Raw genomic sequence first — 24,270 nt, forward strand, 5'->3', positions numbered from 1 at the left:
CCCGGCTTCACATACTGCGTGAATCTTGTGTGAAATGCGTGCCGTCCGTCATTCCGACAGGCAGTATCGCGATATTCTCGCAGCCTGTCGACGTCGCTTTAAAACGCGCTGCCGCATTCGTTCCGTGACCGTATCGTTGCCGCGTTCCAGTGCGAATGATTTCGCTTCACCTGCCGGGTATCGGCATGCTTCACGGCGTCGGCCGCGCTGTTACCCTCGCGCCGCAAAAATCGCTTCCCCACTCGAGGAAACAATGACACTCGCCCAGGCACAACATGACGGCGTCGATGTCTGGATCGTGCAGCTTCCTGGACACGCCGCTTATGCCTACACGCATCTGAAGCGGGTATTCGTCTCCGACGAATCGCGCCATCGCGTCGTGACGGTAGACCTGGCGAAACTGCTGGCCTGCGCCGACCGCGACACGACCGACTATGTGTTGCCGTCGGTTCAGTACTGGGCACCCGGTAAAGCCGCCGGCATCCGCGACTTTCTCGACCCGGCCGAGCGCAGGATTCCCGACATGCCGTTCATCACGTTTCGCGAGACGAGAACGCGGACACTGCTCGGCATCCCCGGTCTGTCGAAAGTCGGCGTCGCGTCGTTCCGGAACGGTCAGCATCGCGCGCGCTATCTCGCGTATGCGGGGGCGACGAGACTGCCTGTGGAAGTGCATGAAACGGAAGCGGATGCGCTCGTTCGGTATTGCGACGAGTGACATACGCGACGCTTCGCTGTTCTTGCTGAACGGATGTTGTCGCGCGCGACGTTCCAACCGCTGCGGATGCACAGGGAGCCGTTGATTCACAAGCGACGGTGCGCGGCGCTCCGTGCGCATTGCGCGGCTCGCTTCGTGGCGTTGCCGCCTTCCGATTCGCTGGCGGTGCCGCACGCAAAAAAACGTCCCGACGCCTTCCGGGTCGCCGGGACCGAACGGCCCTGCAAAGCTGCGGGCACGAGGAAGTCGCTACATTACACGAATGTAAGCATGTCAAGCATTGGCTGCTGGCGCCAAGTCACTGGCCTGTTCCGCCAAATTTTCGGAACGCGTGACGCGGCAGGCCATCGCTTTGTTGCGTTGTCGCGCGAGCGCATGGGCGTTGTCGGCCGGCATGTGCGAATGGCGACCGTCGTCGTGCGGTCGCTGCATCGCCACTGCGACGAGCGACCCGGGCAATACGATTGGATTGATCGCGAGCGGCCTCTTGAGGAAACGAGAGTCGATCGTAACGCGGTACGGCTTGCGCATCCGCACCGCAACCGAGTGCCGGCGATGCCCGACTTCGTGGCACGCAGAGAGACCGAATTGCGGGCGCTTTGGCGCGCTCACCCGGATCCTCGGATACGGCGGCTCATCCTCGACAGCGTGACCCCAAGAAAGTCACTTCCGACGGCCGTGGAATGGTCGCATTGCGCAGATGGGTCGACTGCTGACTCAGCGACCTGCGGGGCCGCTTGAGCCGTTCCGCAAGTTGTATTTCATGCTGCATGTGGAAATGCATAGGGCGAATTCATGACCGCCCTGCAATCGATGTATGCCTATGCATCACGCGGGTTCTGCGAACGACAATCGCGAGCAATGCCAACAGGACTATCGGGGCGAATGACCGCCCAACACCGGCAAGCATCGTGACGAATGCCTGCGCTGGAACGAGCCACGCAAATCCGATAGCAACGATCTCATGGCGCTGCAATTTCGCGTGCCTCGAATCAAGCAGAAGAAAAGCAATTGGCAGCACGAGCCATAGCAAGTCGTAATACATGAAATACGACTGCACGAGCAGAGAAGCCGCACAAAGCGCGGCGCCACGAAGTTCGATGCGTGGGCGCTGCGTCCACACATATACAAGTGCTGCGATGCCGAACACCGCGATGCACGCCTGCACAATGTAGGCGACGTTAATCGGCAGGCCGGCGAGTCGCGCCAGAGCAAACGTCGACGGCATGTTGCTCCAGAACGAACTGCCATATTCAATTACCGCCCGGTTGAATCGCGGAAGGAATTCGAAGAACGCCGCCCACATCCCGACGCCGAATGCCGCTACCGACAGACCAATTATCCCCGCACTGAATACGCCAGCCGATATCAATGCTTTCCAGTGCCGCCCGCAGATGAACGCAATCGGGAACAGAATGCCGAATTGAGGCTTTATGATCAGTATCGCAACACATGCTCCAGCGCCGACAGGACTGGCGTCGAGCAGGATGAGCGCTCCGGCCGCTGCGGCCGCTGTGATGAACGAATTCTGCATCGTGAGCGCCGCACCGATCAGTCCGGGAAATGCAGCTATTGCCATGCGCAGTTGCATGTCGAGCGGACGGGTGAGACGTGCGATCACTGCGGCATAGCAGCTGATCTGGAGCATCCCAAAAAGCACGAGCGACGGGACGAACGAAATCAGGCCAAACGGGAGCACGACGAGCAGAAACGTCGGCGGATATGGCCACGGCGCGAACCCATCGACGGGCCTCAATGCGGCTTCGATCGGCTGCATCCATTGCGGCGAGAATACGGCAGCGGCGCCATGCTCGAGCGCGACGCGCGCCGCCGCCCAGAAGATCGCAAAGTCGGACCCGACCATCGGGGAATGCTTGTCGTGCCAAACGTAGTACCGCACCACGAAAACCGAGAGGAATGCAATCTGCAGAAAGAGCGCCGCGGCCGAATACGTGCCGACGCGCCGTGCATCAGGTTGCCGGTCGGCTGCTTTTTGCACTGTCTCCATTTCGTACCCCGCCGTTTTATGCTCATGGAGTATAGGCGGCGGTCGTTTCGCAGACACGGGATCGTAGCTCGTGCTGCCGCTGCGGCACCCGTTCCAGGCACCGTCGCGGTAGCGTTGGGCGACGACGGATAGTAGCCGACATATGGCGGTCGCCTCGGTCAAGACCGACCTGCAGGCCAACGAGATGTCGCGACGAACGCGGCGATCGGCCAAACGGCCAGCATCGACGAACTGATGCGCACGCTCGACCGCATCCGCACGCAGCTGCGCCAAGCCCCTCACGCTCGACAAGCTGGTGAGGACGGCGCCGGATCCACGATCGACCGAAGATCGTGAAACGGAAACGCATGTAATTCCCGATTCGGGAAATACAAAACAAAAACGGCACTGTCTTTTTAGACAGTGCCGTTTCTAACTACTTGATACCGCTTGGAATTCTGTGGGGTGGCTGATGGGACTCGAACCCACGACAACAGGAATCACAATCCTGGACTCTACCAACTGAGCTACAGCCACCACTGATACTGCTTTGTTTCTTCGCTGTTTCGCTTCGTGTTCAGCAGCGAAGAACAAGATTATACGAACACTTTTGAATCTTGCAAAGCATTTTTTTCAAAAATTTCTTCGGCGCCGTTCAGATGCGTGCGCGCCTCGTCGAACACGGCCAGATCGCCGCGCGCGAGCTTCTTGTTGTCGGACAGCACGCGACGCCAGCCGCGCGCACCGGCGACGCCGCGATACAACCCGAGCGCATGCCGCACGATCGCACCGAGATACGTGCCGCGCTTCAGTTCCGCCGCGCAGTATTCGATCAGCTTCGCCTCGGCCTCCTCGCGCGTCGGCGCCGCCGCGGTCGATCCGTAGAAGCGCGCATCGACGCCCGCCAGCACATACGGGTTGTGATAAGCCTCGCGGCCGAGCATCACGCCGTCGACGTGCTCGAGATGCTGCGAGACTTCGTCGAGCGTCTTGATCCCGCCGTTGATCACGATCTCCAGCGACGGGAAATCGCGCTTCAGCTGGTACGCATAGTCGTACTTGAGCGGCGGGATCTCGCGGTTCTCCTTCGGCGACAAGCCCTTCAGGATCGCATTGCGCGCGTGCACGACAAAGGTCTCGCAGCCGGCTTCCGCGACCTTGCCGACGAAGTCGCGCACGAATGCGTAGTCCTCGACCGCGTCGACGCCGATCCGGTGCTTGACCGTGACCGGCACCGACACCGCATCGCGCATCGCCTTCACGCAGTCGGCGACGAGTTGCGGCTCGTTCATCAGGCATGCGCCGAACGCACCGCGCTGCACGCGCTCGGACGGGCAACCGCAATTCAGGTTGATCTCGTCGTAGCCCCACTGCTCGCCAAGTTTTGCGGCACGCGCGAGATCGTCCGGCTCGCTGCCGCCGAGCTGCAGCGCGACCGGCGATTCATTCGGCGTGAACGCGAGATGCCGCTGCGCGTCGCCGAACAGCAGCGCGCCCGTCGTGATCATTTCCGTATACAGCCACGTGTCGCGCGTCAGCGTGCGATGGAACGACCGGCAATGACGGTCGGTCCAGTCGAGCATGGGCGCCACGGACACGCGGCGGGGAGGAAGCGAGGACGATGCGGACATGGAATTCGGGGCAGCAAGCGGCGCGGGAAACAACCCGACATTTTACCGCAACGCAGCCACACCAGCCCGGCGCCCTGACTAGACCGCTCCGCTGTCGCCGAGTTCGGCATCGACGGCCCGCCGCGCTTCGTCGAGCACGCGCTCGATCACACGCCGCTCGGTCAGCAGCATCCCGTCGACCTTCACGAGCCGCCAGTCGATCCGGACGGCCTCGCCTTGCAGCACGCGGTAGTGCGCGTGCTCGCCATCCCACACCTGCTCGGTCTTCACTTCGATCTCGTAGCCGCGGTACGGCTCGCTGAAATCGCCGAGATCGCTGCCTCTCGGTTCCATCGCTCGCTCCGTGGCGACGCGGCACCGGGCCGCTTCGGCGGCCGGCGCCGTGCGCTCAATCGTATTCGTTGGACAAAACGGATTTGCCGTCTGCAGTCAGGTCGACGCGGTCGGCGGCCGCCTGGTAGATCAGCCCTTCGTTCAGCAACGCATAGACCACGTCGTCGAACGCGGCGGGAACCGGACGGCTGTCGCCGAACTGGTCGATCCACTTCAGCGCCTCGATGGCTTCGGGAGAAAGGATGGGGGTCATGCGTTGGCCTCCGGCGTCGGTGTCGTTCCATCCTAGCACTTCGTCCGGATGCCGAATACCGCGGCAAACGCGTGGCAAACGCGCGGCAAAAACGCCGGCCGCCGCGATCCGGTATCCCGTCCCCGCGGCGCCGGCGCGACACGCATGCGATCAGAGGCGCGCGATCGACACTTCCGTCGACTTCACGAGCGCGACGACTTCCGCGCCGACCTTCAGCTCGAGCTCGTCGACGGAACGCGTCGTGATCACCGACGTGACGATGCCGAACGGCGTCTCGACGTCGACCTCGGACACCACGGGCCCGCGGATGATCTCCTTTACCTTGCCTTTGAACTGGTTACGCACGTTGATTGCAGTGATGCTCATCGGGATGATCGCTCCGAAGAAAGTCTGAGAAGGGGCGGCCTGAGCCGCCCGGAATTAAACGGCCCAGCGAATCTGCCCGGCCGGTCGTACGTGATCGGCTTCGGCCGCGGCGTGTTGCCCGGTCCCGCCGGGCCCGCCGGCGAGCACACGCTGCAGCACACGATCTTCGAGCGCCGCGAATGCGGCCGAGGCGCGCGCCCGCGGGCGGTCGAGCGGCACCGGCTGGTCGAGGGCGACCCGTCCCTGCTCGATCAGCAGGATCCGGTCGCCGAGCGCCACGGCCTCCTGCACGTCGTGCGTGACGAGCAGCGCAGTGAACCGATGCTCGCGCCACAACCGTTCGATGAGCGCATGCATCTCGATGCGGGTCAGCGCGTCCAGCGCGCCGAGCGGCTCGTCGAGCAACAGCAGTTGCGGCCGGTGCACGAGCGCGCGGGCGAGCGCGACGCGCTGCCGCTGGCCGCCGGACAGCTGCGCGGGCCAGTCGTTCGCGCGCTCGAGCAGACCGACTTCGTCGAGCACCGCACGCGCCCGATCGCGTGCACCGCGGCCGAGGCCGAGCATCACGTTCTGCAGCACGGTCTTCCACGGCAGCAGCCGCGCATCCTGGTACATGATCCGTGTGTCGAGCGCGCCGCCGCCTTCGCCGCGCGTCACGAGCGCGCCGCTGCTCGGTTCCTCGAGTCCCGCGACGAGCCGCAGCAGCGTGGATTTGCCGCAGCCGCTGCGCCCGACGATCGCGACGAAGCTGCCACGCGCGATCCCGAGCTCGACGTTGTCGAGCACGGTGCGCGAGCCGAAACGCTTGGTGACGCCCGACAGCGTCACCGCGTCGTCCTGTGCCGGGCTGCCGGTGCGCCGGCGGGCGAGCGGCACGACGGATGCGCCACCGTCCCGATCGACGATTGCCGCACTGCGTGCGTCGTCATCCGTCACGCGGGCCTGCGCCAGTTCGGCCTCGAGGTCCGCGCCGGCGAGCGGGCCGAAGGCGGCCGCCGAAGTCGTCGCATTCATGCCTTTGCTCCTGATTGATAAGCGGGGTGCCAGCGCAGCGTCACGCGCTCGATCCATTTCGCCAGCACGTCGGCCAGCTTGCCAAGCACCGCATACAGCAGGATGCCGACCACCACCACATCGGTTTGCAGGAATTCCCGCGCGTTCATCGTCATGTAGCCGATGCCCGACTGCGCGGAAATCGTTTCCGCGACGATCAGCATCACCCACATCAGCCCGAGCGCGAAGCGCACGCCGACCAGAATCGACGGCAATGCGCCGGGAAGGATCACGTCGCGGTACAGCGCGACGCCGCGCACGCCGTAGCTCTTCGCCATCTCGATCAGGTTCGCGTCGACCGAGCGGATCCCGTGATACGTGTTGATGTAGACCGGGAAGAACACGCCGAGCGCGACGAGGAACAGCTTCGCCTTCTCGTCGATGCCGAACCACAGGATCACGAGCGGAATCATCGCGAGCGCGGGGATGTTGCGGATCATCTGGATCGTCGAGTCGAGCGCGACTTCCGCCGCTTTCGACAGGCCGGTCGCGAGCCCGAGCGCAAGCCCCACGCCGCCGCCGATCGCGAAACCGAACAGCGCGCGCCAGGTGCTGACCTTCACGTTCGCCCACATCTCGCCCGAACTCACGAGCGACCATGCGGCGCGCACGACCGCGACCGGTTCGGGCAGCACGCGGGTCGACAGCCAGCCGGCGCGCGCGCCGACCTCCCATGCGACCAGCAGTGCCAGCGGCACGAGCCACGGCGCGACGCCGCGCCATGCGCGGGCGGCCACGGCGGTGCCCGTCGTCGACGTTCTGGTTGTCATCGCAAGCTCCTTCGTTCAGCTCTGGGCCGCCTTCGGCAGGTAGTTGTTGCCGACGATCTCGCCGAACGGCCCCGACAGCGGACCGGACGCCCGCTTTGCGTCGTTGCCCTTGATCAGCGGGAACACGAGTTCGGCGAAACGGTACGACTCCTCGAGGTGCGGATAGCCGGACAGGATGAACGTCTCGATGCCGAGATCCGCGTATTCGCGCATGCGCGCCGCGACCTGCTCGGGGTTCCCGACGAGCGCGGTGCCCGCGCCGCCGCGCACGAGGCCGACGCCGGCCCACAGGTTCGGATACACCTCGAGCGCCTCCCTGCCGCCGCGCTTGCCGCCGTGCAGCGCGGCCATCCGGCGCTGGCCTTCGGAGTCCATGTTCGCGAATGCCTTCTGCGCGCGCGCGATCGTGTCGTCGTCGAGACGGCTGATCAGCCGCTCGGCGTCGCGCCATGCTTCTTCCTCGGTCTCGCGCACGATCACGTGCAGCCGGATGCCGAACCTGATCTTGCGGCCGCGCGCGTCGGCGCGGGCGCGGATGTCGGCGATCTTCTTCGCGACGGCCTCGGGCGGCTCGCCCCAGGTCAGATAGGTATCGATGTGATCGGCCGCGATCGTGTGCGCGGCCGGCGACGAACCGCCGAACCACAGCGGCGGATGCGGACGCTGCACGGGCGGATACAGTGCCTTGCCGCCCTTCGACTGAAGGTGCTTGCCGATGTAGTCGAACCCGCCGTTCTCGTGCGATGCGGACAGCAGCCCGCGCCAGATGTTCAGGAAGTCGTCGGTGATTTCGTAGCGCGTGTCGTGATCGGCGAACAGTCCGTCGCCTTCGAGCTCGGCCGCATCGCCGCCCGTCACGACGTTGATCAGCAGGCGGCCACCGGACAGGCGGTCGAACGTCGCGGCCATCCGCGCCGACAGCCCCGGCGACGCGATGCCGGGACGGATCGCGACCAGGAACTTCAGACGCTGCGTCGCCGGAATCAGGCTCGACGCGACGACCCACGCGTCCTCGCACGAACGCCCGGTCGGCAGCAGCACGCCTTCATAGCCGAGCGTATCGGCCGCGACGGCGATCTGCTTGAAGTAATCGTAATCCGCGGCGCGCGCGCCTTCGGCGGTGCCGAGGTAACGGCTGTCGCCGTGCGTGGGGATAAACCAGAAAACGTTCATCTGCTGCTCCTGCTTGACTGTCCTTGCCGGAATCGGGATAAAACGAGGCCCTGCTCACGTCGCGAATGCGCGGCGCATGCATGGTGTGCGTTCGAATCGGGATGGCTCGCCGGTCACGCCGTGCCGCGGCGAGTACGCGTTTTGCACGGCTGTTTCTGGGAAATCAGTCTATGGATGGGTGCAGGGCTTTGGAACGATTTTTTTGAGCTTAGGTTTTCCGCTTTCGTGATTAGCACGACGCTCAAGCGAATATCGCGTCGGCCGGGCCCGCCCTATAATGGCGCACCTATCCGAACAACTTCGCGCGGACAGCCCCGGCCGACCGCGCCTGCAATGCACTCATCGATGCAGAAAGTCATCCTGCCGTTCCTGTCCGGCTTCCTGGCCGCCCTCTTCTTCCGCGAAGCGACGCTCGCCTTGCTGCACACGGCCGACCTGATCGCCGCAGCCGGATTCTCCACGCAACCGTTCGCGCCGCTCGGCATTCCTGAATTTGTCGCGAACGCGCTGATCAGCGCGTGCTGCGCGGTCCCGATGGCATGGCTGCTGCGCGTGTCGCCGGAACGCGAGGCACCGTGGATCGGCGCGCTGGTGTTCGGCGGCATCGTGCTGACCGCCGCGCGCGTGTTCGCGATCGATCCGCTGCGCGGGATCTGGCCGTCCGGCAACATGATGCCGGTGCTCGCGGCCGGTTTCGCGGCGAATGCGGTGTGGGGATTCGGCGCGCTCGTGTTCATGCGCGCGTTCATGTCGGACGACGCCGGCGACGAATGACGCGCACGACGGCGCCAGGCGCACCGCCCGGGTCGACCGGCATCCGCCAATGAAAAGGCCGCCTGCACATGCATGCAGGCGGCCTTTTTTGCACATCGCTTCTTTTCGATTCGCCGACGCGCCCGCGTCAGTCCTTCAGGTTGCGCAGCGGATGCGTGTCCGGCGTCCACGGACTGTCGAACATCGCGAGCACGTCGGCCCGGCCGACGTCGGCCGTCGACTTGAAGCGCCAGGCCGGCTGGTGGTCCTTGTCGACGATCAGCGCGCGCACGCCTTCGATCACGTCGCCGTGCGCGAACGTCGAGCGCGTGAGATCCAGATCGCGCCGCAGGCACTCGGCCATCGTCGCGCCGCGGGCCCGCTCGACGACTTCGAGCGACACGGCCATCGACACCGGCGACAACTGCGTGCGCATCGCATGCGTCGCCTTCTCGACCCAGCCGTCGACGGCCGCGCAATCCTGCTCGGCGTCGAGCGACGCGAGAATCGCGCCGATATCGGGCTGCGCGAAATGCCGATCGATCCCGGCACGCGCATCGGCGAGCGCCGACGTATCGGGCGTCGGCACGACCTTGTGCGCGGCAGCCGCGTCGGCTACGCACGCGACGGCCTGCTCGCCGCTGTCGATGCGCGCGGTACGCAGCGTGTCGAGCAGCGCCGGCAACGCGGTATCGGGCACGTAGACGTCGGCGAGCTGCGCATACAACGCACCGGCCGCATCGAGCGTCGCGCCGGTCACGGCAAGATAGCGGCCGAGCGCACCGGGCGTGCGCGCGAGGAACCAGCTCATCCCGACGTCCGGAAACAGGCCGATGCGCGTTTCGGGCATCGCCATCTTCGTCGAGTCGGTGACGACGCGCAGCCCACCCGTATGCCGCGCCGCCTGCGAAATGCCCATGCCGCCGCCCATCACGACACCGTGCATCAGCGCGATGTACGGTTTCGGATAGGTGAAGATCGTATGGTTGAGCGTGTATTCGTCGATGAAGAACGTATCGACCGCAGCGCGGTCGCCGCGCTGCCACGCAGCGTGGAAGAAGCGCACGTCGCCGCCCGCGCAGAACGCCCGCGGATGCGGGCTGTGCACGACGACGGCAACGACGCCGGCGTCATCGCGCCACGCGTCGAGCGCCTGCTGCATCATGCGGATCATCCCGACCGACAGCGCATTGAGCGCCTTCGGCCGGTTCAGTTCGAGATAGCCGATACGGTTCGCGACATACGCGCGCACGTCGGGCTGGGCGGCCTCTGCGGAAGCGGGAGTGGAATCGGTCATGTAAGCCATCCGGCGTAGTGGAAGCGCACGCTCAGTGCGCCTGCATCTTCGAGAACAGGTTCAGCACCACGACGCCCGCGACGATCAGCCCGAGACCGATCACCGCCGGCAGATCCGGCACCTGACGATAGAGCAGCATCGCGACGAGCGTGATCAGCACGATGCCGGCGCCCGACCACACCGCGTAAATGATGCCGACGGGCATCGTGCGCAGCGTGAGCGACAGGCAGTAGAAAGCAGTGCCGTAACCGGCGACGACGAGCATCGACGGCCACAAGCGCGTGAAGCCGTCTGCCGCGCGCAGCGCGGATGTGCCGATCACTTCCGCGACGATCGCGATCGCGAGCCATGCATAACCGGGAAGCTGCATCGTTCAGCTCCTCGCGAGCGCCAGCACGGCGTAGTCCTGCCCGAGCTCCGCGCACAGCGCTTCGACGACGAACTCGTGATCCGCGCGCTGCGGCAGCCCCGATGCGGTGATCGAGCCGATCACGCCGGCCCCCGCGACGGTCAGCGGAAACGAACCGCCGTGCGGCGAATACTCGGAGATCGGCAGCCCGTGCTTGTCCGCGAGCGTCGCGCCGGCCTGCTGCATGCGCAGCCCGATCGCATACGAGCTGCGGCGGAAATGCGCGACGACGTTGCGCTTGCGGCGCACCCAGTCCGCGTTGTCGGGCGTTGCGCCGGCGAGCGCCGCATAGAACAGCGGCTGGCCGAACGTGACGATGTCGATCGCGATGGCATGGCCGCGCGACGTGGCGAGCGCATGCATCCGGTTGCCGAGCGCCCAGGCGCGCGCCGGGTCGAAATGGGGAAACACGAGCGCCTGTTCCTGCGCGCCGATCGATTGCAGATCGTGAGCGATGTCCATGAATCCGTCGATGCAGTAGTGAGGGTTGCAACGAGGCCGACGCGACGCAATCGCGCGCGGCCCCGCTGCGGGAATGAACGACACGAGCAAACCGCTCGATTCTAGCGCACGCGCCTGCCGTACCGGCCCCGCATGGTCCTCACGTGGCCGCCACGGCCGGTTGCCGCGCAATCGTCAGAAAGTGCTTGCACGCATTTGCGTTAGTCCCTATAATTCAATTCTTCGACGGACGCGGGGTGGAGCAGTCTGGCAGCTCGTCGGGCTCATAACCCGAAGGTCGTAGGTTCAAATCCTACCCCCGCAACCAACGTCCCGATTCGATGCAAAAAGCCCGGCTCCATGCCGGGCTTTTTGTTTTCCGTACCCGATTGCGCGCATCGCAGGGTGCGCTTCGAACCACACGCGACGCACGCGCGCTCGCGTTCGAGAATGCCCCGCCCCGGTGATACACTCGCATCACCTCGTCCCTTCCACTCGACATGAAATTCTGCTCCGTCTGCGGTCACGAAGTCATCGCGCGCATTCCGCCGGGCGACAATCGCGAGCGCTTCATTTGCGATCACTGCGGCACGATCCACTACCAGAATCCGCGCAACGTGGTCGGCACGGTGCCGGTCTGGGGCGATCAGGTGCTGCTGTGCCGCCGCGCGATCGAACCGCGCTACGGGTTCTGGACGCTGCCGGCGGGCTTCATGGAAATGGGCGAGACGACGGCCGAGGCCGCCGCGCGCGAAACGCTCGAGGAAGCCGGCGCGCGCGTCGAGGTGCAGAACCTGTTCACGCTGCTCAACGTGCCGCACGTGCACCAGGTCCATCTGTTCTATCTGGCGCGGCTCGTCGATCCGGCGTACGAGGCCGGCGAGGAAAGCCTCGAAGTCAAGCTGTTCGACGAAGCCGACATCCCGTGGGACGAAATCGCGTTCCCGACCGTCAGCCAGACCCTGCGCTTCTTCTTCGCCGATCGCGCCGCCGGCGACTACGGCGTCCATACCGGCGATATCTTCCGCTCGCTGCGCAACGGCTGAGCCGCGCCCCATGGTCCCCTGGCTCGGCCCGGACGATCCGTTTCCGCCCATCGAGCGCGCGCTCGGCGCCGCGACCGGCGCGCCGGGGCTGCTCGCCGCGAGCGCCGACCTGCTGCCGTCGCGGCTGATCGACGCGTATCTGCGCGGCATCTTCCCGTGGTATTCCGACGGCCAGCCCGTGCTGTGGTGGAGCCCCGACCCGCGGATGATTCTCGTGCCGGCCGAATTCAAGGTGTCGCCGTCGCTGCGCAAGACGCTCAAGCGCGTGCAGCGCGATCCCGCGTGGGAAGTGCGCGTCGACCACGATTTTCCGGGTGTGATGCGCGCGTGCGCGCAGGCGCCGCGCCGCGGGCAGCGCGGCACCTGGATCACGGCGGAGATCATCGACGCGTACACGTCGCTCTATCGCTCCGGCAACGCGCACAGCATCGAAACGTGGCATGACGGGCGGCGCGTCGGCGGCTTGTACGGCGTCGCGTTCGGACGGATGTTCTTCGGCGAGTCGATGTACGCGGACGTCACCGACGCGTCGAAGATCGCGCTCGCGGCGCTCGTCGCCCACCTTCGCGAGCACCGGCTGGAAATGATAGACTGCCAGCAGAATACGTCGCATCTAGCGTCGCTCGGTGGCCGCGAGATCGCACGCAAGGCCTTTGCCGCTCACGTGCGCCGCGCGGTAACCGAACCGCCGATTCCGTGGCAGTTCGACAAGCGCGTGCTCGCCGCGCTGACGGGCCCTGCCGAACCGGCGGCTCCCTCCGGGCCCGAGCGCTAGCGCGGCACTCCCTCCCTGCATCGAGAGCTGCCCATGACTCACCCGACTGAGCTGCCGCTTTCACCGCTTTCGGCGCTGCAATTCTATGCAACGGCGCCCTATCCGTGCAGCTATCTGGACGGCCGTATCGCGCGCTCGCAAGTCGCGACGCCGAGCCACCTGATCAATTCCGACATCTACACCGAGCTCGTGAAGGCCGGCTTCCGCCGCTCGGGCGTGTTCACCTATCGCCCGTACTGCGACGGCTGCCGCGCGTGCGTGCCCGTGCGCGTGCCGGTCGGCGCGTTCACGCCGTCGCGCACGCAGCGCCGGATGTGGAGGCGTCACCGCGCGCTCGTCGCGACCGTCTCGCCGCTGCATTACGACGAGGAGCACTACGCGCTCTACATGCGCTACCAGTCCGCGCGCCACGCGGGCGGCGGCATGGATCGCGACAGCCGCGACCAGTACGAGCAGTTCCTGCTGCAGAGCCGGATCAATTCGCGGCTCGTCGAATTCCGCGACCTCGACGCGCCGGGCGGCGAGCCCGGCAAGCTGCGCATGGTCAGCATGATCGACATCCTCGGCGACGGGCTGTCGTCGGTCTACACGTTCTTCGAGCCCGACGACCCGCACACGAGCTACGGCACGTACAACATCCTGTGGCAGATCGAGCAGGCGAAGAGCCTCGGCCTGCCGTACGTGTATCTCGGCTACTGGATCCGCGAGAGCCCGAAGATGGCGTACAAGGCGAACTTCCATCCGCTCGAAGGGCTGCTCGACGGCCGCTGGAAAATTCTCGATCCGGATCGCGTCGACCTGCCGCCGGTCGATGCGGCACTCGCGCGCGCGCCGCTGCCGGGCGGACATTCCGGCTCCGGTTGACGCGCACGCCTCGGCGCGGCGTCACGCGGGCGAGACGAGCACCGCCCCGGTGACGAAGCGGCTGACGCACGGCACGGCAAGCGTCGCCGGACACGCTACGAACCGAACCGCGCCCTTGCCGCGCAACTCCCGGTAAAATAGCGGGTTGTCATTCATTCCGGCAGTCCGCCCAATTCCCGTGTTCAGTTCCCTCTATCCGCTGGCCCGCGCATCCCTGTTCAAGATGGATGCGGAAGACGCTCACCACCTCACGCTGCGCGCGCTCGGCGCGGCCGGCCGCACGGGCCTCGCCTGCGCGCTGTCGGCTCGCGTGCCCGACGCGCCGCGCACCGTGATGGGGCTCACGTTCCGCAACCCGGTCGGCCTCGCCGCCGGTCTCGACAAGGACGGCGCGGCCATCGACGGCCTCGCGGCGCTCGGCTTCGGCTTCATCGAGGTCGGCACGGTCACGCCGCGCGCACAGCCGGGCAACCCGCGCCCGCGGATGTTCCGCCTGCCGCAGGCCGACGCGCTGATCAACCGGATGGGCTTCAACAACCACGGCGTCGACCAGTTCGTGAAGAACGTGCAGGCGGCCCGCTATCGCGGCATCCTCGGCCTGAACATCGGCAAGAACGCCGACACGCCGATCGAGCGCGCCGCGGAAGACTATCTCTACTGCCTCGAACGCGTGTACCCGTTCGCGAGCTACGTGACGATCAACATTTCGTCGCCGAACACGAAGAACCTGCGCCAGCTGCAAGGCGCCGGCGAACTCGACGCGCTCCTCGCCGCGCTGAAGGACAAGCAGCAGCGTCTCGCCGACCTGCATGGCAAGCTCGTGCCGCTCGCGCTGAAGATCGCCCCTGATCTCGACGACGAACAGGTGAAGGAAATCGGCGACACGCTGCTGCGCCACAAGATCGAAGCGGTCATCGCCACCAACACGACACTGTCGCGCGCGGCCGTGCAGGGCCTGCCGCACGCCGATGAAGCCGGCGGCCTGTCGGGCCGCCCGGTGTTCGACGCGTCGAACGAAGTGATCCGCAAGCTGCACGCCGAAGTCGGCAGCGCGGTGCCGATCATCGGCGTCGGCGGCATTCTCTCCGGCGAGGACGCGCGCGCGAAGCTCGCGGCCGGCGCCTCGCTCGTCCAGCTGTACACCGGTTTCATCTATCGCGGGCCGGCACTCGTCGCCGAATGCGTGAAGGCCATCGCGCGCGATCGCACCGCGTAATATAGCTATAAACAAACGATATTTAGTGGCCGATTGCGTTTTTGCTATGATCGACGTCACACTCCGAATCAAGCGCCCCACGCGGGCAAGGAAGCTCACACGATGAAAATTTCGCTGCTGAAGAAGTTGCTGGTCGCCGGCCTGATCGGCACGTCGTTCGCCGCCGCTACCGCGCATGCGGCCGACCTGCTCGACCAGGTGAAGCAACGCGGCACGCTGCGCGTCGGCCTCGAAGGCACGTTCCCGCCGTTCAACTCGAAGAACCCGCAAGGCGAACTCGTCGGCTTCGACGTGGACATCGCGAAGGCCGTCGCCGCGAAGCTCGGCGTGAAGGCCGAATTCGTCACGACCGAATGGAGCGGCATCATCGCGGGCCTGCAGGCCGGCAAGTTCGACGTGATCGTCAACCAGGTCGGCATCACCGACAAGCGCAAGGAGACGCTCGACTTCTCGCCCGCGTACACGTACTCGTCGGCACAGCTGATCCAGCGCAAGGACGACACGCGCCAGTTCAAGTCGCTCGAAGACCTGAAAGGCAAGAAGCTCGGCGTCGCGCTCGGCACGAACTACATGGACATGGCGAAGTCGGTGCCGGGCATCGACGTGAAGACGTACCCGGGCGCGCCCGAGTACCTGCGCGACCTCGCGGCCGGCCGTCTCGACGCGGCGCTGAACGACCGCCTGATGCTCGCGTACCTGACGAAGAACTCGCAGCTGCCGCTGCGCCCGGGCGCGAACGTCGGCTCGGCGAATCCGTCGGGCATCCCGTTCAGGAAGGGCAACCCGAAGTTCCAGAAGGCGATCGACGACGCGATGGCGCAGCTCGAAGCCGACGGCACGTTCACGAAGATCTCGGACAAGTGGTTCGGCATCGACGTGACCAAGCCGATCAAGTAAGCATCCCTCTGTTTCCCGTCTGACGGCGGGCCGGAAAGGGCGGCATCTGCAACGATGCCGCCCTTTGTTTTATCGGTCCGGTTTATGATTGCGCTTTCGCGCACGCATTCGATTCGTATTCCATGTCGACAACGTCCCTGCTCGTCCAATCGCTGCCGGTGCTCGCCCAGGGTGCCGTACTGACCGTCAAGTTCGCCGTGCTGTCGATGGTATTCGGCCTGCTCGGCGCCGTCGTGCTCGCGATGATGGGCATCCGGGCGGGCGAATCGCTCGAAGGCTTCGAGCGCATCTGGGTCAATGCACTCGCGTGGCTCGCGCGCGCTTACGTGAGCCTGATGCGCGGCACGCCGCTGCTCGTGCAGATCTTCGTCATCTATTACGGGCTGCCGAGTCTCGGCATCTCGCTCGATCCGACGCCGGCCGGCGTCATCGCGCTGTCCGCGAACGTCGCCGCGTACATGTCGGAAAGCATGCGCGGCGCGATCAACGGGATCGCGCGCGGCCAGTGGCTCGCCGCATACAGCCTCGGGCTGTCGTGGGGGCAGACGCTGCGCTACGTGATCGGCCCGCAGGCGCTGCGCATCGCGGTGCCGAGCCTGTCGAACAGCCTGATCAGCCTGATCAAGGACACGTCGCTCGTATCGGTGATCACCGTGACCGAGCTGCTGCGCAGCGCGCAGGAAGTGATCGCGGCGACCTATCAGCCGTTGCCGCTGTACCTGGCCGCCGCGGCCGTCTACTGGGTGCTGTGCCAGATCCTCGAATGGGTCCAGCGCTGGTACGAAAAGCGCCTGTCGCTGCCGGCACGTCACTGAGCACGCCGTTGCCCCTCCGGCCGGGCCGCGGCTGTACGCGCGGCCGCTGCGCTCCTTTTCGCGCTTACTCGCCCGAATAACGCACGCCGAGTGCAGCGCGCGCCGCATCGGTCATCGCGATCATCCGTCGCGAATGGTCGTGCGTCATGATCGGACTCTCGCGTTCGCCCGCGCGCAGCAGGTCGCAGAAATGCGCGGTCTCGTAGTTGAGGCCGCCGCCTTCGACCGGCGCATCGAGCTCGACGGTGCGCCCGTCCGCATAGCGGATCGTCGCGCGCGCCGGGTTCCACCACTTCTCGTGGATCGTCACGTGGCCGCCCGCCGCGGCGATCAGCGCGTCGCCGCGGCCCATCACGTCGAGCCCGCAAAAGAGCTGCGCGATGCCGCCGTTCGCGTGGCGGCTGTTCAGGCTCGCGAACACGTCGACGCCCGTCGCGCCGACACGGCCAAGCGTCTGCACGTCGAGCGCGGTGCCGAGCCAGTCGACCGCGAGAAACGCTTCGTAGATGCCGATGTCCAGCAGCGCACCGCCGGCACGGTCGAGCCGATACACGGAATGATCGTCCGGCACCGACGACGACGCGCACCCCGCCCGCACGAGCCGGATCTCGCCGATCGGATCGTCATCGAGATGCGCGCGCAATCGACGGTACAGCGGAAAGAACGGCGGCTTCATCGCTTCCATGAAGAGCCGGCCGCACGCGCGTGCCGCATTCAGCACGCCGTCGAGTTGCGCCGCGTTCAGCGTCGCCGGTTTTTCGCACAGCACGGCCTTGCCCGCGGCGAGCGCGGCGTGCGCGTACTGCGCATGGCTGTCGTGCAGCGTCGCGATATAGACTGCGTCGATATCGGTCGCGAGCAGTGCGTCGAGGCTCGCGGCCGGCGTGCCGCCGCAGGCGTCGCAGAACGCGGTTGCCGCGTCCGTGCGGCGCGCCCACACGCCGGCCAGCACGGCGCCCGGCACGTGTGCGAGGCTCTGCGCGAAACGGCGTGCGATGCTGCCTGCGCCGACGATGCCGAAGCGCACCGGGCGGTTGTCGAAGTCGTTCATCCGGATCTTCCGTGTCGGTCGTATGACGGGTGCCGGCACGCTGCCGGCCGGCCGTCATGATAATCGGCTCGCCGGCTCGCGGATCAACGACGCGTGCCGACTCAGGCGCGCACCGGCACGTCGACGGAGAAATCGCGCGAGATCTCGTCCGCGCTGAAATCGATCAGCGCGAGCGACGCCGCTTCGGCTTCGCGCGGATCGCGCCGCTCGATCGCATCGACGACGCGTGCATGTGCCTTCACCGCGATGTCGTGCGCGCCGTCCTTTTGCGCGACGCGCGGATTCACGAGCCGCACTGCACCGCGCACGATCGCCGCCATCTGCTGGAAAAACTGGTTGCCGCTCGCCTGGACGATCCGCGTGTGCAGCAACTCGTCGGCCGTGTCGTAGCCGGGGTCGCCCGGTTGCAACACCTTGAACGCGTCGAACGCCTCGCGAATGCCGGCAATGTCGACGGCCGTCGCGCGCACCGCCGCCTGCGCGGTCGCACGCGGTTCGATCAGCATCCGGAATTCGATCACGTCGCGCATGAACTGCGGATCCGGCTTCGCGCGAAACCGCCAGCTCACGACGTCTTCATCGATCATGCGCCAGTCGCGCATCGGCCGAACGCGCGTACCGACTTTCGGGCGCACGTCGAGCATGTCGCGCGCAAGCAACATCGACAATGCTTCGCGCATCACCGTGCGGCTCACGTCGAAGTCTTTCGACAGCACGTCCTGCGGCGGCAGAATGCCGCCGTACTTGTCCTCGACGATACCCGCGACAAGTCCATCCATCACTTTGGCGACCAGTGACCGGTCTTTGCCCTGCTCCATGACACCTCCCCGTGCGTCGATTTGCGAACACCTGCTCCGCAGTTCCGCCGGCCCTGGTTACGACTGTTCTTATGATCTATAAGTTGGCGAGTTCGGGGATATTTCGCTATCTGGTAAACACCTGACAGGGTTATCCCTCTTTTGGACGGGGTGATTTATACGGCTTCAAAAAAAACCCGGAAAGCGCGCTGCGCTTGCCGGGCCGTGATTTCCACAAAATTTAAACATGCAATCCATTACCGCATCGTGACGCCATTACGGACTGCTTCTCATTCAGTATTAATTAACCGGGATAAACGATCGTTTCAACGCCGTTTGCCGTGCCGAGCAGACACAGATTCGCGCCGCGCTCGGCGAACAGCCCGACCGTCACGACGCCCGGCCATCCATTCACCTGCGCTTCGAAACCGCGCGGATCGGCGATCTGCAGCCCTTTCACGTCGATGATCTCGTTGCCGTTGTCGGTGATGTACGGCGCGCCGTCCTTCGTCACGCGCAGCACCGGCACGCCGCCGAGCGCCGTCACGCGCCGGCCGATCGCCGTGCGCGCCATCGGCACGACCTCGATCGGCAGCGGGAACGCGCCGAGCACCGGCACGCGCTTGCTGCCGTCGGCGATGCAGACGAACGTGTCGGCCACCGAAGCCACGATCTTTTCGCGCGTCAATGCGCCGCCGCCGCCCTTGATCATTGCACCGCTTGCGTCGATCTCGTCCGCGCCGTCGACGTACACCTGCAGCGAGTCGACCTCGTTCAGGTCGAACACCTTGATGCCGTGCGATTTGAGACGTTCGGTCGTCGCGATCGAGCTCGACACGGCGCCGCGATAGCGCGACTTGACGGCCGCGAGCGCGTCGATGAAGCAGTTGGCGGTCGAGCCGGTGCCGACGCCGATCACCGCGCCTTCCGGCACGTTCTGGATCACATAATCGGCGGCCGCCTGGCCGACCAGGCGTTTGAGTTCGTCTTGAGTCATGAGGTGGGAATACAGCGGGATTGCGGAAAACCGCCAGTTTACCGGACTCGGAAGACGGGTCGGGCTTTTTCGGCGCCGATGCCGGCACCGAAGCCGGCGGCGATCACCGCGGCATCACTGCGCGCCGGTGGCGGACGCGGCGTCGGCTGCCGGGGCGGGAAAGTACTTGTCGAGCAGCGCCTGCGCGATCGCGTCGGTCCCGGCGTCCGGATTGCCTGCATAGTCGGACGGCCGGAAATGCATCTGGAACGCGGCGAAGACACGCCGCGTGCGCGCGTCGAGCACGCCGTCGGTCGGCACGTCGTAGCCGTAACGCGCGAGTTTCAGCTGCAATCCGCGCACGTCGACGAGCGCGTGCGGATCGCGGCCGGCAAGCCGCGCGGTCACCGTCTCGTCGTCCGGCCACGCGCCGACGCCCGCTTGCGCGAGCGCATGCCACGGGAACAGCGGACCGGGATCGATCTTGCGCTGCGGCGCGATATCGCTGTGTCCGACCACGCGCGTCGGCGGGATGCGATAGCGCTCGACGATGTCCTTCGACAGGCGGATCAGCGCATCGACCTGTTCGGGCGGATACGGCTGCCACGTGCGGTTTTGCGAATCGAGCGGGCCGCGATTCACGTTCTCGATGCCGATCGACGCCGCGTTGAGTTCCGTCGTGCCCTGCCATTCGCTGATGCCCGCATGCCACGCGCGCTTCGATTCGGGCACGAGCTGGTAGACGACCGGCATCCCGTGTTCGACGCGCGGTCGCGGCGGCACGACGTAATGCACGCTGACCGAGTCGCCCGTCAGCGTGCGCAGCGATTTCGCTTCGTCGCTTTCGGTGTAGTGCATCACGAGGAAGCGGATCCGCGAATCGGCACCGCGCGCATGCAGGCTCGTATCGGCGTAGTAGGTACCGCGCCCGACGAGCGACGGCGACGTACAGGCGGCCAGCAGGCCGAGGACGGCGCACGCTGCGCCGAAGCGAAACAGGGTCATGGTTCGCGCGTTCCGGGAGCCGCGTGCCGCGCGCGATCGCGGCACGCGTCGTTCGGTCGGTGCGGCCCGCGCATCGCACGAGGCCGCTTGCGGCGGCTGCGTATCGGCCGGCCTGTCAGGCCTTCACGCGCCGCTGCCGCACCGCTTCGTACAGGCACACGCCGCTCGCGACCGACACGTTCAGGCTTTCGACGCTGCCGGCCATCGGGATGCTCATCACTTCGTCGCAGGTGTCGCGCGTGAGCCGGCGCATGCCTTCGCCTTCCGCGCCCATCACGATCGCGACGGGGCCGTCGAGCTTCGTGTCATGCAGCGTCGCGGACGCTTCGTCCGACGTGCCGATGATCCACACGCCGGCCTCCTTCAGCTCGCGCAGCGCGCGGGCGAGGTTCGTGACCGTGATGTACGGCACCGTGTCGGCAGCGCCGCTCGCGACCTTGGCCGCGGTCGCGTTCAGGCCGACCGCGCGGTCGCGCGGTGCGATCACCGCATGCGCACCGGCCGCATCGGCGACGCGCAGGCACGCGCCGAGATTGTGCGGATCGGTGACGCCGTCGAGCACCAGCAGCAACGCCGGGCCCTGGATGCCGTCGAGTAGCTCGGACAGGTTCTGCGCGAGCGGGACGTCCTCGACGCGCGCGACGACGCCCTGGTGGCGCTCGGTATGCGCGAGGCCCCACAGGCGCGTTTCGTCGGCCGCGATCAGCCGCACGCCCGCTTCCTTCGCGGCGTGCAGGAAGTCCTGCATGCGGCGGTCGCGGCGCGTCTGGTCGTACAGCACCTCCGCGACCGTCGACGCATCGTGCCGCAAACGTGCGGTCACCGCATGAAAACCGTAAAGAACCTTCAGACGTGACATGACTGGAACAACCTTCGATCAAACGTGCGGCCGCGCGAACACACGCAACCGCGATCCATGGAAAAGGAAAGCGCCGCGTTGCCGGCCGGTGACCGGTAGAACGCGGCGTCTCTCGATACTGCAACGGGCGTGCGCATGCGCCGCCCCGTACGCTCAATACTTCTTGCGTCCGTGCGTCTTCTTCGCGGCCGTCTTGGCCGCCGCGCCGCCCTTCTTCTTTGCCGCGCGCGCGGCTTGCGCTTCCTTCACCGCGGCAGTCGGTGCACTGGCCGCCTTCTTGCGGCGCGGCGCGGCTTCGTCCACCGGCGGCAACGAGCGCACGCGCGGGCCGCCGCGATCGCTGCCGCTGCCGTTACCGGCGGCAGCCGGCGCGGGTGCCGGACGCGGCGCCTTCACCGGCGTGTCGCGCACCAGGCGGAAGTCGATCTTGCGTGCATCGAGGTCGACGCGGCTGACCTGCACGCGCACGCGATCCGACAAGCGATAGCGGATGCCCGTGCGCTCGCCGCGCAGTTCGTTCTTGATCTCGTCGTACTGGAAGTAGTCCGAGCCGAGTTCCGTGACGTGCACGAGCCCTTCGATGAACAGCGTATCGAGCTGCACGAAGATGCCAAACGACGTAACGCCGTTCACCATCCCGCCATACTCCTCGCCGAGCTTGTCGCGCATGAAGTAGCACTTGAGCCAGGCCTCGACGTCGCGCGACGCTTCGTCGGCTCGCCGCTCGTTCGCCGAGCAATGCAGGCCGAGTTCTTCCCAGATCGCGGTGTTCGCGCGCGAGCGACCGCGCGCCTCGTCGTCGGCCTGCTGCATCGCGCGCGCGCGCGGCGACAGCGCGGTGTTCAGCTCGAAGCCGTCCGGCGCCTTCGGCGTGTACTTCTTGCCCGACAGGATCGCGTAGATCGCGCGGTGCGTGAGCAGGTCGGGATAGCGGCGAATCGGACTCGTGAAGTGCGCGTAAGCCTCGTACGCAAGACCGAAGTGGCCGATGTTGTCCGGGCTGTAGACGGCCTGCTGCATCGAGCGCAGCAGCATCGGCTGCAGCATCTGCGCGTCGGGCCGGTCGCGGATCTGCGCCATCAGCGCCGCGTAGTCGCTCGCGTGCGGCTTGTCGCCGCCGCCGAGCGACAGCCCCATGCCGCGCAGGAACGCGCGCAGGTTCTCGAGCTTCTCCGGCGTCGGTCCCGCGTGCACGCGATACAGGCCCGGATGCTTGTGGCGCTTCAGGAAGTCGGCCGCGCAGACGTTCGCGGCCAGCATGCATTCCTCGATCAGCTTGTGTGCATCGTTGCGCTGACGCGGGACGATCTGCTCGATCTTGCCCTGCGAGTTGCAGACGATGTAAGTCTCCGTCGTGTCGAAATCGATCGCGCCGCGCTTCTGGCGTGCGGTGAACAGCGCCTTGTAGACGCCGTACAGGTCCTGCAGGTGCGGCAGCAGGTCCGCGCGGCGCGCGGCCTCGGGCCCCTTCGTGTTCGACAGCACGGCGGCGACTTCGGTGTACGTCAGCCGCGCGGCCGAATGGATCACCGCCGGATAGAACTGGTACGCCTTGATCTCGCCGCGCGCGGTGATCACCATGTCGCACGCGAGCACGCAACGATCGACCTGCGGATTCAGCGAACACAGCCCGTTCGACAGTTTCTCCGGCAGCATCGGAATCACGCGGCGCGGGAAATACACGGACGTGCTGCGCTCGAGCGCGTCGGCATCGAGGCCGCTGCCCGGCTGCACGTAGTGCGACACGTCGGCGATCGCGACGATCAGGCGGAAGCCGTCGCCGCGGCCGACCTTGGTCGGTTCGCAATAGACGGCATCGTCGAAGTCGCGCGCGTCCTCGCCGTCGATCGTCACGAGCGGCACGTCGCGCAGATCGACGCGGAAGCGCAGGTCCGCCGGACGCACCTTGTCCGGCAGCGCGGCGGCTTCGTCGAGCGCCGGCTGGCTGAATTCGTGCGGCACGCCGTACTTGCGCACCGCGATCTCGATTTCCATGCCCGGATCGTCGATGTCGCCGAGCACTTCGACGACGCGGCCGAGCGGTTGCGAGTGGCGGCTCGGGAAGTCCGTCAGTTCGACGACGACCACCTGCCCGACCTTCGCCTTCTTCACGTTCTGCGTGATCAGGATGTCGTGGCCGATGCGCTTGTCTTCGGGCGCAACGATCAGCGCGCCGTTCTCGTTGAGCAGGCGGCCGATCACGCGCTTGTTCGCGCGTTCGGTGACTTCGACGACATGACCTTCAGGCCGGCCGCGGCGATCGTAGCCGACGATTCGCGCGAGCACGCGATCGTTGTGCATCACCTTCTGCATTTCGCCGTTCGGCAGGAACAGGTCGTCCTGGCCGTCGTCGCGGATCACGAACCCGTAGCCGTCGCGATGGCCCTGCACGCGGCCGGCAACGAAATTCGATGGATGGGTGAGCTGGTAGTGGCCGCGCTTGTCGAGGCGGATCTGTCCGTCGCGTTCCATCGCGGCGACACGCCGGAAGAACCCCTCGCGCTCCTGACGCTTGATCGACAGCGCTTCCGCGATGTCATTGGCGGCCAGCGGCGCGTCGCTCGTACGCAGCACGCCGAGAATTTCTTCACGGCTCGGAATGGGGTACGGATATTTGCTCAAGGGTTTGTCGATGATTGTTCTCGTTGCGTTGACTGATGGTGCACGGCATCAACATAGAAGTGTCCGTCAGACAGTTCTATAGTGACGGCGGCGGACCATTCTATCACCCGCCTGTGCCGCCAAATGACGCGAATGCCCGCTGCACCCGCGGCAGCGGCCCGTT

27 protein-coding genes and 2 tRNA genes are annotated in these 24,270 nt (G+C 66.1%); 9 read left to right on the plus strand and 20 right to left on the minus strand.

Translation table 11 applies throughout. The features are described 5' to 3' along the window. Nucleotides 1–253: 253 nt before the first annotated feature. Nucleotides 254–718, plus strand: coding sequence for a plasmid fertility inhibition factor family protein (locus tag Q3A80_RS11585; protein ID WP_446329174.1), 465 nt, complete (start codon nt 254–256; stop codon nt 716–718). A gap of 273 nt (nt 719–991) precedes the next feature. Here the strand turns inward: Q3A80_RS11585 and Q3A80_RS11590 are convergent, their stop codons facing one another. From Q3A80_RS11590 to ssuD, 10 genes are all read right to left on the minus strand, one after another. After that, nucleotides 992–1,249 (minus strand): hypothetical protein, encoded by a 258-nt coding sequence (locus tag Q3A80_RS11590; RefSeq protein WP_446329175.1) that lies wholly within the window; start codon nt 1,247–1,249, stop codon nt 992–994. Between the two features lie 262 nt (nt 1,250–1,511). Continuing rightward, nucleotides 1,512–2,726, minus strand: coding sequence for a glycosyltransferase family 87 protein (locus Q3A80_RS11595; protein ID WP_446329176.1), 1,215 nt, complete (start codon nt 2,724–2,726; stop codon nt 1,512–1,514). Between the two features lie 440 nt (nt 2,727–3,166). Next, a tRNA-His gene (locus tag Q3A80_RS11600) sits at nt 3,167–3,242 on the minus strand. A gap of 59 nt (nt 3,243–3,301) precedes the next feature. Continuing rightward, nucleotides 3,302–4,288: a tRNA dihydrouridine(20/20a) synthase DusA gene (gene dusA / locus Q3A80_RS11605; protein ID WP_446329177.1), complete on the minus strand. Its 987-nt coding sequence runs from the start codon at nt 4,286–4,288 to the stop codon at nt 3,302–3,304. A 126-nt stretch (nt 4,289–4,414) separates the two neighbouring features. Then, entirely contained in the window at nt 4,415–4,669 is a 255-nt protein-coding gene (locus tag Q3A80_RS11610; protein WP_446329178.1) for a hypothetical protein, read from the minus strand. Between the two features lie 55 nt (nt 4,670–4,724). Beyond that, nucleotides 4,725–4,922 (minus strand): hypothetical protein, encoded by a 198-nt coding sequence (locus Q3A80_RS11615; RefSeq protein WP_151063564.1) that lies wholly within the window; start codon nt 4,920–4,922, stop codon nt 4,725–4,727. Nucleotides 4,923–5,072: 150 nt separating this feature from the next. Then, nucleotides 5,073–5,288 carry a TOBE domain-containing protein gene (locus tag Q3A80_RS11620; protein WP_006400187.1) on the minus strand — a complete coding sequence of 72 codons (216 nt, stop codon included), beginning with the start codon at nt 5,286–5,288 and terminating at the stop codon, nt 5,073–5,075. 54 nt (nt 5,289–5,342) lie between these two features. Next, nucleotides 5,343–6,302 carry an ATP-binding cassette domain-containing protein gene (locus Q3A80_RS11625; RefSeq protein WP_446329179.1) on the minus strand — a complete coding sequence of 320 codons (960 nt, stop codon included), beginning with the start codon at nt 6,300–6,302 and terminating at the stop codon, nt 5,343–5,345. Further along, entirely contained in the window at nt 6,299–7,111 is an 813-nt protein-coding gene (gene ssuC / locus Q3A80_RS11630) for an aliphatic sulfonate ABC transporter permease SsuC (RefSeq protein WP_446329180.1), read from the minus strand. Before ssuC ends, Q3A80_RS11625 begins: the two co-directional genes overlap by 4 nt. A gap of 15 nt (nt 7,112–7,126) precedes the next feature. After that, the gene (ssuD, locus tag Q3A80_RS11635; RefSeq protein WP_446329181.1) at nt 7,127–8,284 is read right to left on the minus strand and encodes an FMNH2-dependent alkanesulfonate monooxygenase; all 1,158 of its coding nucleotides are present in this window, start codon (nt 8,282–8,284) and stop codon (nt 7,127–7,129) included. Nucleotides 8,285–8,629: 345 nt separating this feature from the next. On the opposite strand from ssuD, the gene Q3A80_RS11640 reads away from it, so the two are divergent. Next, nucleotides 8,630–9,058 carry a hypothetical protein gene (locus Q3A80_RS11640; RefSeq protein WP_096508334.1) on the plus strand — a complete coding sequence of 143 codons (429 nt, stop codon included), beginning with the start codon at nt 8,630–8,632 and terminating at the stop codon, nt 9,056–9,058. A gap of 127 nt (nt 9,059–9,185) precedes the next feature. On the opposite strand, the gene Q3A80_RS11645 is transcribed toward Q3A80_RS11640, so the two are convergent. From Q3A80_RS11645 to Q3A80_RS11655, 3 genes are read right to left on the minus strand one after another with little or no spacing between them, the layout of a single operon-like run. Then, a complete protein-coding gene (locus Q3A80_RS11645; protein WP_446329182.1) occupies nt 9,186–10,334 on the minus strand; it encodes an enoyl-CoA hydratase/isomerase family protein in 1,149 nt (382 codons plus the stop codon). A 31-nt stretch (nt 10,335–10,365) separates the two neighbouring features. Further along, on the minus strand, nt 10,366–10,704 hold the full coding sequence (locus Q3A80_RS11650) for a DMT family transporter (protein ID WP_446329183.1): 339 nt from the start codon (nt 10,702–10,704) through the stop codon (nt 10,366–10,368). Between the two features lie 3 nt (nt 10,705–10,707). Next, the gene (locus Q3A80_RS11655) at nt 10,708–11,205 is read right to left on the minus strand and encodes a heme-degrading domain-containing protein (protein ID WP_063549259.1); all 498 of its coding nucleotides are present in this window, start codon (nt 11,203–11,205) and stop codon (nt 10,708–10,710) included. 230 nt (nt 11,206–11,435) lie between these two features. Between Q3A80_RS11655 and Q3A80_RS11660 the strand changes: the two genes are divergently transcribed. The 4 genes from Q3A80_RS11660 to Q3A80_RS11675 all read left to right on the plus strand — a co-directional run bounded on the left by Q3A80_RS11660 (nt 11,436) and on the right by Q3A80_RS11675 (nt 13,869). Further along, nucleotides 11,436–11,512, plus strand: a tRNA-Met gene (locus Q3A80_RS11660). A gap of 172 nt (nt 11,513–11,684) precedes the next feature. After that, a complete protein-coding gene (locus Q3A80_RS11665; protein ID WP_040144100.1) occupies nt 11,685–12,230 on the plus strand; it encodes an NUDIX hydrolase in 546 nt (181 codons plus the stop codon). Nucleotides 12,231–12,240: 10 nt separating this feature from the next. Then, complete coding sequence (gene aat / locus Q3A80_RS11670; protein WP_446329184.1) at nt 12,241–13,005, plus strand: leucyl/phenylalanyl-tRNA--protein transferase; 765 nt, start codon at nt 12,241–12,243, stop codon at nt 13,003–13,005. Between the two features lie 33 nt (nt 13,006–13,038). Then, a complete protein-coding gene (locus tag Q3A80_RS11675; RefSeq protein WP_446329185.1) occupies nt 13,039–13,869 on the plus strand; it encodes an arginyltransferase in 831 nt (276 codons plus the stop codon). A gap of 21 nt (nt 13,870–13,890) precedes the next feature. Here the strand turns inward: Q3A80_RS11675 and Q3A80_RS11680 are convergent, their stop codons facing one another. Next, complete coding sequence (locus Q3A80_RS11680; protein WP_446329186.1) at nt 13,891–14,025, minus strand: hypothetical protein; 135 nt, start codon at nt 14,023–14,025, stop codon at nt 13,891–13,893. Between the two features lie 22 nt (nt 14,026–14,047). On the opposite strand from Q3A80_RS11680, the gene Q3A80_RS11685 reads away from it, so the two are divergent. From Q3A80_RS11685 to Q3A80_RS11695, 3 genes are all read left to right on the plus strand, one after another. Then, the gene (locus Q3A80_RS11685) at nt 14,048–15,085 is read left to right on the plus strand and encodes a quinone-dependent dihydroorotate dehydrogenase (RefSeq protein WP_446329187.1); all 1,038 of its coding nucleotides are present in this window, start codon (nt 14,048–14,050) and stop codon (nt 15,083–15,085) included. Between the two features lie 102 nt (nt 15,086–15,187). Beyond that, complete coding sequence (locus tag Q3A80_RS11690; protein ID WP_446329188.1) at nt 15,188–15,982, plus strand: cystine ABC transporter substrate-binding protein; 795 nt, start codon at nt 15,188–15,190, stop codon at nt 15,980–15,982. Nucleotides 15,983–16,104: 122 nt separating this feature from the next. Next, entirely contained in the window at nt 16,105–16,797 is a 693-nt protein-coding gene (locus Q3A80_RS11695) for an amino acid ABC transporter permease (protein ID WP_446329189.1), read from the plus strand. Nucleotides 16,798–16,861: 64 nt separating this feature from the next. On the opposite strand, the gene Q3A80_RS11700 is transcribed toward Q3A80_RS11695, so the two are convergent. The 6 genes from Q3A80_RS11700 to rnr all read right to left on the minus strand — a co-directional run bounded on the left by Q3A80_RS11700 (nt 16,862) and on the right by rnr (nt 24,107). Then, on the minus strand, nt 16,862–17,848 hold the full coding sequence (locus Q3A80_RS11700; protein ID WP_446329190.1) for a Gfo/Idh/MocA family protein: 987 nt from the start codon (nt 17,846–17,848) through the stop codon (nt 16,862–16,864). 101 nt (nt 17,849–17,949) lie between these two features. Continuing rightward, nucleotides 17,950–18,666, minus strand: a complete 717-nt coding sequence (locus Q3A80_RS11705; protein WP_446329191.1) for a FadR/GntR family transcriptional regulator — start codon at nt 18,664–18,666, stop codon at nt 17,950–17,952. Between the two features lie 283 nt (nt 18,667–18,949). After that, nucleotides 18,950–19,642, minus strand: a complete 693-nt coding sequence (gene rpiA / locus Q3A80_RS11710; RefSeq protein ID WP_446329192.1) for a ribose-5-phosphate isomerase RpiA — start codon at nt 19,640–19,642, stop codon at nt 18,950–18,952. 114 nt (nt 19,643–19,756) lie between these two features. Further along, nucleotides 19,757–20,626: an N-acetylmuramoyl-L-alanine amidase gene (locus Q3A80_RS11715; protein ID WP_446329193.1), complete on the minus strand. Its 870-nt coding sequence runs from the start codon at nt 20,624–20,626 to the stop codon at nt 19,757–19,759. Between the two features lie 115 nt (nt 20,627–20,741). Next, nucleotides 20,742–21,485, minus strand: a complete 744-nt coding sequence (gene rlmB, locus Q3A80_RS11720; protein ID WP_446329194.1) for a 23S rRNA (guanosine(2251)-2'-O)-methyltransferase RlmB — start codon at nt 21,483–21,485, stop codon at nt 20,742–20,744. Nucleotides 21,486–21,638: 153 nt separating this feature from the next. Then, nucleotides 21,639–24,107, minus strand: coding sequence for a ribonuclease R (gene rnr / locus Q3A80_RS11725; RefSeq protein ID WP_446329195.1), 2,469 nt, complete (start codon nt 24,105–24,107; stop codon nt 21,639–21,641). Nucleotides 24,108–24,270 lie beyond the last annotated feature (163 nt).

This window comes from Burkholderia sp. SR8, assembly GCF_052851275.1.